11 protein-coding genes are annotated in these 13124 nt (G+C 64.9%); 9 read left to right on the top strand and 2 right to left on the bottom strand.

All coding sequences use genetic code 11. From position 1 onward, the window contains the following. Window positions 1-51: 51 nt before the first annotated feature. On the top strand, window positions 52-978 hold the full coding sequence (locus APS40_RS19415; RefSeq protein WP_055048619.1) for a helix-turn-helix domain-containing protein: 927 nt from the start codon (window positions 52-54) through the stop codon (window positions 976-978). Between the two features lie 166 nt (window positions 979-1144). Then, window positions 1145-1717 (top strand): LysE family translocator, encoded by a 573-nt coding sequence (locus APS40_RS19410; protein ID WP_055048618.1) that lies wholly within the window; start codon window positions 1145-1147, stop codon window positions 1715-1717. Window positions 1718-1770: 53 nt separating this feature from the next. Here the strand turns inward: APS40_RS19410 and APS40_RS19405 are convergent, their stop codons facing one another. Together APS40_RS19405 and APS40_RS19400 are read right to left on the bottom strand one after the other, a co-directional pair. Continuing rightward, entirely contained in the window at window positions 1771-3627 is a 1857-nt protein-coding gene (locus tag APS40_RS19405) for a DUF5054 domain-containing protein (protein ID WP_055048617.1), read from the bottom strand. Window positions 3628-3638: 11 nt separating this feature from the next. Continuing rightward, a complete protein-coding gene (locus tag APS40_RS19400) occupies window positions 3639-4676 on the bottom strand; it encodes a LacI family DNA-binding transcriptional regulator (protein WP_055048616.1) in 1038 nt (345 codons plus the stop codon). Window positions 4677-4993: 317 nt separating this feature from the next. Between APS40_RS19400 and APS40_RS19395 the strand changes: the two genes are divergently transcribed. The 7 genes from APS40_RS19395 (at window position 4994) to APS40_RS19365 (ending at window position 13045) form a co-directional block, all read left to right on the top strand. Next, a complete protein-coding gene (locus APS40_RS19395; RefSeq protein ID WP_055048615.1) occupies window positions 4994-6355 on the top strand; it encodes an extracellular solute-binding protein in 1362 nt (453 codons plus the stop codon). Window positions 6356-6672: 317 nt separating this feature from the next. Continuing rightward, window positions 6673-7590: a carbohydrate ABC transporter permease gene (locus APS40_RS19390; protein ID WP_055048614.1), complete on the top strand. Its 918-nt coding sequence runs from the start codon at window positions 6673-6675 to the stop codon at window positions 7588-7590. After that, window positions 7587-8417, top strand: coding sequence for a carbohydrate ABC transporter permease (locus APS40_RS19385; RefSeq protein WP_055048613.1), 831 nt, complete (start codon window positions 7587-7589; stop codon window positions 8415-8417). The genes APS40_RS19390 and APS40_RS19385 overlap by 4 nt, the downstream gene beginning before the upstream one ends. Then, the gene (locus tag APS40_RS19380) at window positions 8417-9529 is read left to right on the top strand and encodes an ABC transporter ATP-binding protein (protein WP_055048612.1); all 1113 of its coding nucleotides are present in this window, start codon (window positions 8417-8419) and stop codon (window positions 9527-9529) included. The genes APS40_RS19385 and APS40_RS19380 overlap by 1 nt, the downstream gene beginning before the upstream one ends. Before the next feature lie 169 nt (window positions 9530-9698). Then, the gene (locus APS40_RS19375; RefSeq protein ID WP_055048611.1) at window positions 9699-11120 is read left to right on the top strand and encodes a CehA/McbA family metallohydrolase; all 1422 of its coding nucleotides are present in this window, start codon (window positions 9699-9701) and stop codon (window positions 11118-11120) included. A gap of 3 nt (window positions 11121-11123) precedes the next feature. Beyond that, the gene (locus APS40_RS19370; RefSeq protein WP_082434537.1) at window positions 11124-11975 is read left to right on the top strand and encodes a sugar phosphate isomerase/epimerase family protein; all 852 of its coding nucleotides are present in this window, start codon (window positions 11124-11126) and stop codon (window positions 11973-11975) included. Further along, on the top strand, window positions 11975-13045 hold the full coding sequence (locus APS40_RS19365) for a Gfo/Idh/MocA family protein (protein WP_055048610.1): 1071 nt from the start codon (window positions 11975-11977) through the stop codon (window positions 13043-13045). Before APS40_RS19370 ends, APS40_RS19365 begins: the two co-directional genes overlap by 1 nt. The last annotated feature ends 79 nt before the right edge of the window (window positions 13046-13124 follow it).

Below are 13124 nucleotides of genomic sequence, written 5' to 3'. Positions count from 1 at the left end.
CCGTTATCTGAATGGGTATTTCCGGTTTTTAAAGATCGTCACCAGTCTGAGATGAACGAGCACCAGCATCATTTTTCGCCGGGCAAGCCGCGCGAAAAGGCCACCGCTCCGGTGCCGCGTCCGGATCGGCGCTTCTATGCCCAGACCCAGGCGTTCGGCCGCTTCGGCATCCGCTGGTTCGATCCGCAGATCATGCCGGAGGAGCACTTTCACGGCCATATCGAACTGAACTGGCTGACCGCCGGCAGCATGGACTACGTCATCGACGGGCGGCCGCTGCGCATCCCCTCGGGCCGGCTGGTGCTGTTCTGGGCTGGCATCCCGCATCAGACCACGGCGATCGACTACGGACCGAACCATGAAAGCCGGCAGTGCAACGTCTACCTGCCGCTCGACAGCTTTCTGCACATGCCCAATCTGGGCAAGCTCACCGAGACGATGATGGGCGGCGGCGTGGTGATGCTGCCGCCCGAGACGATCGGCGCCGACACGTTGACCCGCTGGTACCAGGACTATCGTTCCGGCGATGCCGAACGCACCGACATCCTCAAGGAGGAGATCGCGCTGATGCTGCGGCGGGCGGCGGTGACCGGCTGGGACATCCTGATGGAGCCCTGGATCGAGAGCGTCGGCTCGACCACCCGGGCCGCGTCGCCGCTGCGCTACGTCGTGGCGATGATCCGGCACATCCTCGAGAACCTGTCCGAGCCGCTCCGGGCAGAAGACGTCGCCAAGGTGGTGGGGCTGCACCCGAACTATGCGCTCAACCTGTTCACCGAGGTGATGCGGGTGCCGATGCACAAGTTCGTGGTGCGCATGCGGTTGATCCGGGCGCGCTCGTTGCTGTTCGAGGGGAGCCTCTCGATCGAGAACGTGGCCTTCGAGAGCGGCTTCTCGGCGCTGAGCCAGTTCTACGTGCAGTTCCGCAACGCCTACGGCCTGACGCCTCGGCAGATGCGGGCGCACTATCTGAGGTGAGCACCCTCAGCGCCGGTGCGAATTGCCCCCCTGTCCCCTCCCCCTAAACATGGGGAGGGATCAAGGGTGGGGGGTCAGCCCTCGCCTGCCCCTCGGGATGCCCTTGCGCACCAGCTAATGATCGGCTGGACTCGCGCGTAACGCGTGTACGAAGGCCCCTGCCCCGATGACCGATCCGATCCTGTTCATTCTCGCGGTGCTGACGCTGCTCGGCACGCCCGGGCCGACCAACACGCTCCTGGCGACATCGGGGGTGACGGTCGGGGTGCGGCGGTCGGTGCCGCTGCTGGTGGGTGAACTCGCCGGCTACCTGATTGCGGTCGGTGCAATCCGCATCGTGCTGGGACCAGTGATCCACAGCTATCCGCTGGTGGGCATCGCGCTCAAGGCGACTGTGGTCGCGTACCTGATCTGGACCGCAGTCAAGCTCTGGCGCCACAATGCCGGGCTGACGCACAGCCCGACGAGCATCGGCATGCAGTCGGTGTTCGTCACCACGCTGCTCAATCCCAAGGCGTTGATCTTCTCGCTCAGCATCATCCCGCCCAGCTCCGTGCAATTGGCCTGGTACGTATTCGGCTTCGCCTTGCTGGTGCCGCTGGTCGGGTTCGCGTGGATCCTGGTGGGACGAGCGATCGGCGCGGCTGCAGGCGAACGTCACACCGGCGTGGTGCGCAAGGTCGCCTCGGTGGCGCTGGTCGGCTTTGCCGGAGTGATCGCGGCGTCCGTGCTCGGGTAGTTCTGGCGCCGAAAGTCTGGCCACCGTGCCCTCCCCCGCTACGCGCTGGAGGATCAGAGTTCCAGCACGAACCTTGCCTCGAAGCGCTCTGCTCCCCACCACATGGGGAAGTTGGTGCCCCATTTGTTGTTGTGGAGGTTGAAGCGCAGGCCGGCGGAGAAATCCGGCGGGTTGGGATTGAAGGGCATGAATTTCGTCGCTGATGGAGCAACCAGCGGGGTGTCGAGCGGACGGAGTTCGACCCCGGCGGTGCGGACGGCGACGACGGCCTGCAACTGCCCCCCGCCCTTGTGCGCGATGCGGTCGGCTGGGAGCCACTGGCCCATCTTGAGGAACTGCCAGTCGTGCGAGCCCGCCGGCGTAAAGGTGACAAAGCTCGCCTCCGGCATGCGATTGGCCGGCTTGTCGAGCAGCTCGACGGTGATCTCGAGATGGCGCGCATCGAGCGCCCGGAAGCGGTAGGCGATGCGCGCGGGGGCGCCGAGCGCAGCGTGCGCGTTGGTGTCGAGCGTCGCGGCGCCGTCGACCAGTTGCGGGGTGAAGCTGGCGGAACGGGCTGACGCAACACGGTCAAGTCCGGGCTTGATGTGGTCGAGGATGGCCCACTCGGCCCGGTGCGTCAGGTAGGTGTCCATATGGGCGGCGACATCCGAGGCGTCGTAGCTCTCGTAGCGGTAGCCGAGCAGGCTGCCGTTCTCGCCGCGCAGCTCGACCCCGGCCGGCGAGCGGATCAGGATCACGTCGCCGCTATTGGGATCGGTTTCGACGAACCAGCCTGTGCCTTCGATCGCCGGGTGCTCGGCCGCTTCGGCAAGGGCCCGATCGGGCGGCTCGAGTTCGGCGACGGCGGCATCGAGATAGGCGCGCTGCTCTGCCCATGAGGCCTCCGAATAGCGGAAGCGGTAGTCGCCGGCGCGCGCGACTTCGAAGGCCGAACGGTCCCAAGCCTGGTCGTCGCGCAGGTACGACTTGATGTCGACGCCCCAGGTATGCTCGGCCACCATGGTGAGGCCACGGCCGAAGGCGAGGCGGCTCGGCGTCAGGGTTTCGTCGGCGAACCTGTCATAGAGGCGCTGCAGGTGGAGGAAACGCTTGATCTTGTCAGGGTCGGTGCCGGCGCCATGGATCCAGTTGTCGCCCAGTTCGAGATCCACGACGGGGAACTGTTCGCGGCGAGCCCAGAGGATTTCGCCATAGGCATCGAGGGTCGACGCGACGATCTCGGTGCCGGGATTATGCCGCTCCAGCTCGCGCCAGGCGTCGGCGGTCTGAGGCACGCTTTGCGGGCCCATATTGTCGTTGGTGTGGGCAAAGCCGAGGCCCTGGTCGAACCCCTCTGGAAACGACGTCTCGCCATAGGACTTCTGGTAGAGCACCACGACTTCCGAGCCATCGGGGGCGCGCCAGCGGAACACGTCGGGGACTTCTGGCGGCGGCGAGGCGGAATTGACTCCCAGGTGCAGGAACTTCACGCCGGCCTCGGCCAGCAGCGGCACGATGCCGATGGTATGACCTGGCACGTCCGTCATCTTCGAGGCAATGGTCTGCTTGCCGAAGCGCTTGTCGAGCTCATGGCTGTAGCTCAGGCCGGCGCGGAACACCGCCGGCGACATCAGCTCGGAGTGGGTGGTGAAGGGCAGCGCGTGCCAGCGGATCAGGCCGCGATCGATGGCGCGCTCGAGCCGCTGCACCCGCTCCGGCGATTGCGAGTTGAGGTGATCCCAAATCAGCCAGGCGCCGGTGGTCCAGATGAACTTCGGGTGTTCCGGATCCTCGGCGAAGAAATGTTCGCCCGTGTCGATCGCCTGCGGAATGAAGCGCTCGTGATACTGGGCGCGCACCTTCTGCGCGTGGTCGGTGAAGCCGATATCGAGGTGGGTCTTGAAGACCAGATGGATCTTGCGGGTCATGGCTCTGACGATCAGCCCACGGTGCCGCGGACGACCAGGCGGGTCGACACGGTTTCGGTGAGCGAGGGTGAGGTGGGGTTCTTCAGGCGGCGAAGAATGAGGCGCAGCAGCGCTTCGGTCCGTTCGGCGAGGTCGAGCTTGACCGTGGTGAGGTTGTAGCTCTTCCAGTGCGACTGGTGGATGTCGTCGAACCCGACCACCTTGACGTCCCGCGGCACGCGCAGCCCCAGTTCGGTGCGCAGCGCATCGATGGCGCCGAACGCGCCGACATCGTTGGCGGCGAAAATGGCGTCGACCGGTTCGCCGAGCCGGAACTGGTTCAGCGTCTCGCGATAAGCCGTGTCGTAGGTGTAGTCACCCTGGATGCGAATGGGCGGCGGCAGGCTGCGCTCGGCCAGCACCTTGACCACCATGCGCTCGCGCGACTGGGTAGCGAGCGAATTGCTCTTGCCGGCGAGGAAGGCAAAGCGGCGCGCACCATAGCCCTGCATCAGCGCCACCGCCTGCTCGACGCCTTCGCGCTGCAGCACGTCGAGCCGATCGAACAGCGGGGCGGGCTCCGCCTCCCCTGCTTCCTCGTCGGGGTAGCCGACATAGATCGGTACCGCCCGATCGAGCACCCGGGCCAGCGTGGTTGGGCGAACGTTCTCGGCATAGGCGATGACGGAATCCGGATTGAACCCCTTCATGTAGGTGAGCAGCGTCTCGTCCATCGACAAGTCGTCGCGGGTCCGGAACAAGAGCGTCGCGAAACCCTCTGCCTGCAGCGCCGTGGTCATGGCGTCGAGCTCCTGGCTTTCCCAGGGGCCGGAGACGTCCGGAACGATAATGCCGACCAGGTGCGAGCGGCCAGTGACCATCGACCGGGCGGCCATATCAGGAGTGTAGTTGAGCTCCTGCGCCACCTTCAGGATCAGGTCGCGCTTTTCCGGCTTGATCGAGGCATGCGGGTTGAAGGCGCGGCTGACCGCGACACGCGACACGTTGGCAGTCCGAGCCACCATATCGGCGGTGGCGCGGCTGCGACTGCGGGTGGCCGGATCGCTCAAAAAGGTCTGCCTTGCTGCCCTAGATTGAAATCGTGTGCAGAACTGTTCTGCCGTCTCGGCTCAGGCACTGTCAAGCCGATCTGGCGCCGGATCAGGCTAACCACATGATGTTACGAAACAATGACGCCTGGCCCACGGTCTAGAACAAACATTCCACGCGGTCGTCATATCGCTGTCATTCGCAACAGGCATTCTACGCCTTGACGATGAATGAAAGCGTGTTCATTCTGAGATCGTGAGTTGCGGCGGGGAGGATCGACCGCCGCTATCGCCAATCCGGCGCTCGAAAAACGGCGCCACAAGGGAGGAATTTTGCGATGAGCAATCGCCTGCGCGCCCTGTATCTGGGGCTTGCCACTGCCACTACGATGATCACGCCCGCCTTTGCCGTCGACCTGACGGTGATCTGCCGCTGCGTCGTGGGCGGCGTGAACAGCGAGACCGCCACCTGGATCAAGGAAAGCGTGATCCCGGGCTTCACCGAGAAGATGAAGGCCGAGGGCAAGGACGTCACCGTGTCGCTGAACGAGTTCGGCGGCAAGGACGAGCAGATGACGCAGCAGCTGGCACTCGATTTCTCGACCGGCGCCGGCGCCGACGTCGCCGCCTTCGACGGCTTCCTGATCCCCTCGTTCGTCGAAGGCGGGCTGCTCAAGCCGCTCGACGAAGTGGCCGGGCCCGAGGTCAACAACTGGGAAGGCTGGAGCCACATCTCGGAGGGCGCCAAGTCGCTGATGAGCTATGGCGGAAAGGCTTATGGTCTGGCGCTCGGCACCGACGTGCGCGCCATCTTCGTGCGCAAGGAATTGCTGAAGTCGGCCGGTCTCGATCCCGATAGCTTCCAGCCCAAGTCGTGGGCCGAGCTGCTCGACGCCGCTCGCGCCATCAAAAAGGCGAACCCGGATTCGTTCCCGCTGCAGCTCAATGCCGGCGTGAACATGGGCGAAGCCACCACCATGCAGGGCTACTACATGGCGATCCTCGGGACGGGCGAAAGCGTCGTCGACGAGAACGGCAAGTACATCGTGTCGAGCCAGGGCATCCTCGATACGCTCAACCTCTACAAGACCATCTATGTGGACGAACAGTTGGGCGACCAGCGCGCGCAACTGCTCGGCGATGGCCGCAACCGCACCTTCACCAACTTCCGCGACGGTAAGACCGCCCTCCTCGTCGAAGGCGACTGGTTCTTCAACTCGGTGATGGCGCCGGGCGCCGAATTCGGGCTCGATAACCGCGACGCGGAAGTCACCTGGGCCTCGATGCCGGCGCAGGAGCCGGGCAAGGGCTATCGCGGGCAGGATTTCGTGACGGTCTCGGGCGGCACGGGCTTCGTGCTCAACCCCGCCACCAAGAACCCGGCCGAGGCCTGGGCGCTGCTCAGCTACATGAACAGCCAGGAGTCGCTGACCGCGTTCCAGGGCTACCGTGAGGCCCGTCGCATCCGCGACGACGTGGCGACACCGAACAATGTCTATCTGCAGAAGACGCAGGAGAGCCTGCTGCCGCTGACCACGGCGCGCCCGAACGACCCGAACTACAACAAGGTCTCGGCCGAGATTCAGCGCATGACGGAAAGCGTCGTTTCGGGCGAAGCCAGCCCGGAAGAGGCGATGGCCGCCTACAAGGCGGCGGTGATCGCCATCGTCGGCGAAGCGAACACGGTCTCGAAGCTCTGAGTTCGACGGGCTGCCGTGACGCGGCCCGCCTAAACCTGTCCTCCCACGCCCGGCCCTCCCTGAGCCGGGCGCTCCCTGGGAACGCCTCCCCGGCACCCTGTCTGCGGCCGGGGAGGTTCCTCTTTTCGGTTGGGGTTTGTCATATTGCTTGAAGAGATGAAGCCGCTGGCAGACGGCCCCCTCCCATCCTCCCCCATGAAGGGGGAGGTGCCGCATCGAGTGCTTGGCACGATCAAACCACAAGCTCGACTCTTCACCTCCCCCTTCATGGGGGAGGCCGGGAGGGGGCCGTCTGCTTCGGTCAGGACGAGCGCAGCATGACCAAGAAAAACTTCTCGCTGCTCTCGCATCGGGCCGGCGCCGCGTTCCTTGCGCCCGCTGCCGCGCTGGTCGGCGTCTTCGTGCTGTTGCCGTTCTTCTGGGTGATCGTCGTTTCGTTCACCAACCGGACGCTGCTGGGCAAGACGGCCCTCAACCCCGATTTCGTCGGGCTGCAGAACTATATCCAGCTGTTCGACCCGACGACGTTCTTCACCCGCGGGCAGTTCGGCTTTTCGCTGATCCTCACCACGCAGTTCGTGCTGCTGTCGGCGCTGGTGGGCCAGGCACTGCTGGGCCTGCTGCTGGCCTGGCTGATGCAGACCATCCCCCCTGCCCTCAAGCGCATTGTCGAGACCGCGGTGATCGCCGCCTGGATCCTGCCAGAGGTGGTGATCGGTTTCGCCTGGTTCGCCTTCCTCGACTACGACAACGGCACGCTGAACATGATCCTGCGCGGCCTCGGCCTGCCGGCCGGAGATTTCCTGCTGCAACAGCCGTTCTGGGTGATCGTCATCTTCAACACCTGGCGCGGCGCCGCGTTCTCGATGATGCTGTTCAACTCGGCCTTCGCCTCGATCCCGCCCAGCTATTTCCAGGCGGCGGATGTGGCGGGCGCCTCTAGCTGGCAGAAGTTCCGCGATATCGGGCTGCCGCTGATCCGCGGACATGTGGTCACCGACCTGATCCTCATCACCATGTGGACGTTCAACGTGTTCACGCCTTTCATCCTGACCAATGGCGGGCCGAGCTACCGCACGGAGCTGCTGTCGATCTACAACTACCGCATCGCCTTCCGTGAGTTCGACTTCGGCAAGGGTGCGGCCGTGGGGGTGATCATCATGCTGATCAACCTGGTATTCGCGCTGATCTACCTGTCGTTCGGGCGCAAGAAAGCCAAGGCGGTGGAAGAATGAGGCTGAGCTTCCCGCAACTCGTCGCCCGTATCGGCTTCTCGGCGCTGGCTGCGATCATCGGCATCCTGTTCGCGCTGCCGCTGATCTGGTTCATCTTCGCGCCGTTCAACGCGCGGGCGGAACTGGGTATCGCCATTCCCGATCCGTGGACGCTGAAGAACTTCATGACGGTGTTCGGCAACGGCTTTGCCATGCGCGGGCTACTCAACAGCCTGATCCAGAGCGTCGGCGGGGTGATCCTCGTGGCGGCCGCCGCGACGCTGGCAGCCTATGCCCTTTCCCGTTCGTCGATCCCCGGCAAGGGGATGATCACCTATGTCCTGCTGCTGTTCTCCTCGGTGGTGTCGGGCACGGCGGCGATGGTGCCGATCTTCCTGATCATCTCGTCGGTCGGGCTGATGGACACCCATATCGCCGTGATCCTGGTGTTCGCCGGCGGGCTGCTGCCCACGGCTATGTTCATCCTGCGCGACTTCATCGACGGCATTCCCAGAACCTACGAGGAAAGCGCCATGGTCGCAGGCGCCTCGCCGGTGCAGGCGTTCTTCGACGTGGCATTGCCGGTGATCCGGCCGGGCATCGTCGTGGTTGTGGTGTGGGCGTTCGTCAACATCTGGGGCTCGTTCCTCATCCCCTTCATCCTGTTGCGTTCCGACGATCTGATGCCGTCGTCGGTCGCCATCTACTCGTTCTACTCGGAGGCGGGGACGCCGATCGTGACGCTGCTTGCAGCCTATTCGCTGATCTACTCCCTGCCCGTCGTCGCCCTCTATCTCTTCGTCAGCTGGAAGTTCGGCTTCCGCTTCTTCGGTGGAATCAAAGCGTAATGGCCTCGGTCGAATTCCAGAACGTCACCAAGAGCTTCGGCAGCTTCAACGCCGTCTCTGACATCAGCTTCAAGGTCGCGGACGGCGAGTTCATCTGCCTGCTCGGCCCCTCGGGCTGCGGCAAGACCACCAGTCTGAGGATGATCGCCGGGCTCGAAACACCGAGCTCGGGCAAGATCATGATCGGGCCCGACGACGTGACGCACCTCCACCCCAAGGATCGACAGATCTCGATGGTGTTCCAGGATTATGCGCTCTACCCGCACATGAACCTCGCCGACAACATCGCCTATCCGCTGAAGGTGCGGGGCGAGAGCGTCGAAAAGCGGCACAAGCGGGCCAAGGAAGTGGCGGACGTCCTGAAGATCGGCGAGCTGCTGAACCGGCTGCCGAGCCAGATCTCCGGCGGGCAGCAGCAGCGCACCTCGCTGGCGCGGGCGCTGGTCTATCCGAGCCGGGTGTACCTGTTCGACGAGCCGCTCTCCAACCTCGACGCCAAGCTTCGCCTGGAAGCCCGGGGCTTCCTCAACCACCTGCAGCGCGACATGGGGATGACGGCGGTTTACGTGACGCACGACCAGGCGGAAGCCATGGCGCTGGCGACGCGCATCGCGGTGATGGACCGCGGTCGCATCGTGCAATTTGCGCCGCCGATCGAGATCTACCGGCGGCCGGCCACGACGTTCGTGGCGAACTTCGTCGGCAACCCGCCGATGAACATGATCCCGGTGGACGGCAGCATGGAGGGCGACCGGCTGCAACTGCGCGCCCATGGCGTGCTGGTGCGCGATGTGCCGGTCTCGCAGGGGATCAAGGCGGCGCTCGGCAGAGGCGCCAGGCTGACACTGGGCGTGCGGCCCGAGCACCTCAGCATGGGCACGATCAACGACGTCAACATGGTCAGCGGCAAGCTGTTTGCCAACGAGAATATGGGCCCCGAAAAGCTGGTGACCTTCGAGCGCCAGGACGGCGGTCGGGTGACGGCCCGGATCTTCACCGACGATGCAGTCGAGACGACGGAGAACGTGGCGTTCACCTTCAGCGGCACCCACGCCACGCTGTTCGACGCGGAAGGCAACCGCATCCCGGCGGATGGGGAGCAGCCGCTGTGAGCCTGGCTGCGCTGACTGAGAAGCCGATGCGGGCTGCCCCCCACCCCTGTCCCCTCCCCCCAAACAGGGGGAGGGAGACCCTCACACTGAATGCGGAGTTCTCGGCTCCCTCCCCCTCCTTCAGGGGGAGGGGACAGGGGTGGGGGTCAGCCCGCGCCGGAGTTGCGGCATGACCCGGATCGTCAAAGCCCACGTCACTCGCGCCGACCAGGCAGCGAACCCCTATTTCTACATCCCCGTCACTGTCCCCGTGGGCACGACGCGGATCGATGTGACACTCGCCTATCCCAAGGCCGATGACTGCGTGATCGACCTCGGAATGTTCGACCCTGCCATGACCCCCTACCCGTCCGAAGGCGGGTTCCGGGGTTGGTCCGGTGGGTTCCGCGATCGGTTCCACGTCGCGACCGACAGCGCTACGCCGGGCTATGTGCACGGGCCGATGCCGGCCGGCGAATGGAACGTCATTCTCGGGCTCTACAAGGTGCCGCCGGATGGTGCCGAAGTGACGGTGACCATCGATCTCGACAGCAGCGAACGCCCGACCAATCCGCAACCGGAGCGGACCTTTCCGGTGCGCGCCGGAGCCGGGTGGTATCGCGGCGACCTCCACTGCCACACATTCCATTCCGACGCCGCTGGATCGCCCGAGACGCTGCACCAGGCGGCCGTGCAGGCAGGGCTCGATTTCCTCGCCATCGCCGACCACAACACCATCACCCAGCGGCGCTATTTCCATCCGGCGTCATCGCCGGACCTGGTGTTCGTGCGCGGCATGGAGGTGACCACCGCCGTCGGACACGCCAATGTCTATGGGGTCGACGAGTGGATGGACTTCCGCATGACCAAGCCGTCGGACGCGCATGTGCTGGCCGATATGGTGCACCGGAAGGGCGGCCTCCTGTCGATCAACCACGACAAGCCGACCATTCCCTGGGACTACGAGTTCCCTGCGGCTGACTGCCAGGAGGTCTGGCAGTCGACCTGGATGGCGTGGAACTGGGTGTCGCTGGCCCGTTGGCAGGAACGGCTGGCCTCGGGCTTGCGGATCTCGGCCATCGGCGGCAGCGACTTCCATCAACCGGCCAAGCTCCAGCCGGAAGGTCCGCTGGTGCTGGCGCGGCCGACCACGGTGCTGTGGCTGCCGGAGCTCAGCGAGGAGGCGGTCCTCGCGGCAATGAAGGCCGGGCGCGGCTACGTGACGGAGGGGCCGAAAGGCCCGCACCTCGAGATCAGCATCGGCGATGCGCCAATGGGGTCGGCGGTGCATCGCAAACCTCTGCTCAGGGCACGCGCCAAGGTGCGCGGAGCGCGGGGCGACCTGCTGCACTGGATCGACGCTTCGGGGGTCGTCGGCGAGCAGGAGATCCTCGCCGGCGAGTGGGAGGGCGAGATTGCGCTGCTCCAGGGAACCCAGGGCTTCATCCGCGCCGAGATCATCGCCAAAGCCAGCCGGCCCTGGCTGGTGGAGGAATTCACCAAGGCGGCGAGCGAACGCGGTGAACTGCCGTGGCAGCTCAGGGACACGCACCTCACGGACGAGCCGATCCGGCGCGCCATTTCCAACCCAATCTACATCGACCAGGACTAGCTCATGTTTATCGGCAATGCCCCGTGTTCCTGGGGCATCAACTATCCCACCGGCAACGCCTACACCTGGCAGGAGTATCTCGATCAGGTCGCCGCTTCGGGCTATCGCGGCACCGAGCTCGGGCCGTTCGGCTTCCTGCCCAAGGACAAGGCGGTGCTGGGACCGGAGCTCGAAAAGCGCGGGCTGACGCTGATCGGCGCGACGCACGTCCACACTTTCGGCGACCGGGGCTCGGCGCCGGTGCTGATGGCGACGCTCAGGGAGCTGGCGCCGCTGCTGAAGGACCTGGGTGCCAGGCACCTCGTCATCATGGATGAGAGCAACTGGTACCCCGAGGGACAGGAAGGCGTGCTCGACCGCGACGGCTGGAACGGTCTCACCGCCACCGTGCGCGAGGCCCAGGCGGTGATCGAGGGCGAGTTCGGGCTGAAGGCGAGCTTCCACCCGCATATCGGCACGGCCGTCGAGTTCGAGCGGCAGATCGACCGGCTGCTCGCGGAAACCGAGATCGACCTCTGCTTCGACACCGGGCACCACGCCTTCTGGGGCCAGGATCCCCTCGCCTACATGGAGAAGGTGTGGGGGCGGATTGCCTATATGCATCTGAAGAACGTCGACGCCGCCGTGCGACAGCGCGTACTGGACGGGAAGCTCTCGGTGGCGGCCTCCTATGGCGCCGGGGTGATGGCTCCCCTGACCGACGGCGCCGTCGACATCCAGGCGGTGATGCGCTTTCTCGGCGCCAAAGGCTTCGATGGACCGATCGTCGTCGAACAGGACATCGCCGAGAACGCAGCGGAAACGCCGCTGCAGCTCGCGAAACGCAACTACATGTACATGCAGGCGATCGCGTGATGGCAAAGCTCAGAGTTGGCCTTATCGGCCTCGGTGAAGTGGCGCAGCTGATGCACCTGCCGCTCCTGGCAGACGACCAGCGCTTCGAAATCGCGGCGGTGACCGATGTCTCCCCGAGCCTCGTTGCGCATGTGGCGGAGCGCTATGGGGTGAAGACCCGGCACACGAGCGCCGAGGCACTGATCGCCGACCCCTCGCTCGATGCAGTGTTCATCCTGACGCCGGATTTCCTCCACGCCCCGCTGCTGGAAAAATCCATCCGCGCCGGCAAGCACGTCTTCATCGAAAAGCCGGCCGCCTTGACGGCGGCAGAACTGAAGCCGTTGCTCGAGCTCGAAAAGACCAACTCCAAGACGGTGTTCGTCGGCTATATGCGCCGCTTCGCGCCGGCCTTCACGGCGCTCAAGGAGCGACTGCCGCCACGCGAGGAGATCCGCCATGTGCGGATCCGTGACCTGATCCGCGAGAGCCAGTTCTTCGTCGACCAATCCCGCAACATCTTCCGGCCGACGGATGTGCCGGCAGAGGCGATAGCCGATGGGCGGGTGCAGACCCAGGCGCTGCTGAAATCGGTGATGGGCGAGGCGCGGCCGGATCAGTTGCGGGCCTACCAGGTGCTCACCGGTCTATCGTCCCACAGCTTTTCTGCGATGCGTGAACTTTTCGGCGCACCGCTCGGAGTAGCGGCGGCACGGCAGCATCGCGGGGAGAACGTGCTTGTCATGTTCGACTACGGCAGCTTCACCGCCCTCTACGAAGCGGTGATCCACGATGTGGCGCGGTTCGATGCCGGCATCGAAGTGCTGACGCTGAACCAGCACTTCAAGATCAACTACGACACCCCGTATGTGCGCAACCTTCCCACCCGACTGGAGATCACCACCTCCGATCTCCATTCGACCGGCACCGAGATCATCGGACCGTTCTACGAGGATGCTTTCCGGGTCGAGCTCGGCGCGTTCCATCATGCAGTAACGACCGGGGAAAAGCCCAAGACGTTGCTGACCGACTCTCTGGCCGACCTCGAATTGTTCGCTGAGGTCGGCCGGCATTTCTTGTCGCAGAACTGACGTCATCACCACGCTGAAAGCCCCGGTTTCCGGGGCTTTCGCCCTGTCATGCTGCTGTCATCGGAGTGCGGTTTAAGCG

Source organism: Devosia sp. A16, assembly GCF_001402915.1.
Lineage (GTDB): Bacteria > Pseudomonadota > Alphaproteobacteria > Rhizobiales > Devosiaceae > Devosia_A.
The sequence above is the reverse complement of the archived record's forward strand: the minus strand, read 5'-3'. Positions and strand labels throughout refer to the sequence as shown.

Excerpts from the sequence above, each read along its gene's own strand:
- APS40_RS19370 (WP_082434537.1), top strand. The coding sequence starts at position 11,124 with ATGTTTATCGGCAATGCCCCGTGTTCCTGGGGCATCAACTATCCCACC.
- APS40_RS19395 (WP_055048615.1), top strand. The coding sequence starts at position 4,994 with ATGAGCAATCGCCTGCGCGCCCTGTATCTGGGGCTTGCCACTGCCACT.
- APS40_RS19415 (WP_055048619.1), top strand. The coding sequence starts at position 52 with ATGAACGAGCACCAGCATCATTTTTCGCCGGGCAAGCCGCGCGAAAAG.
- APS40_RS19380 (WP_055048612.1), top strand. The coding sequence starts at position 8,417 with ATGGCCTCGGTCGAATTCCAGAACGTCACCAAGAGCTTCGGCAGCTTC.
- APS40_RS19365 (WP_055048610.1), top strand. The coding sequence starts at position 11,975 with ATGGCAAAGCTCAGAGTTGGCCTTATCGGCCTCGGTGAAGTGGCGCAG.
- APS40_RS19410 (WP_055048618.1), top strand. The coding sequence starts at position 1,145 with ATGACCGATCCGATCCTGTTCATTCTCGCGGTGCTGACGCTGCTCGGC.
- APS40_RS19385 (WP_055048613.1), top strand. The coding sequence starts at position 7,587 with ATGAGGCTGAGCTTCCCGCAACTCGTCGCCCGTATCGGCTTCTCGGCG.
- APS40_RS19405 (WP_055048617.1), bottom strand. The coding sequence starts at position 3,627 with ATGACCCGCAAGATCCATCTGGTCTTCAAGACCCACCTCGATATCGGC.
- APS40_RS19375 (WP_055048611.1), top strand. The coding sequence starts at position 9,699 with ATGACCCGGATCGTCAAAGCCCACGTCACTCGCGCCGACCAGGCAGCG.
- APS40_RS19390 (WP_055048614.1), top strand. The coding sequence starts at position 6,673 with ATGACCAAGAAAAACTTCTCGCTGCTCTCGCATCGGGCCGGCGCCGCG.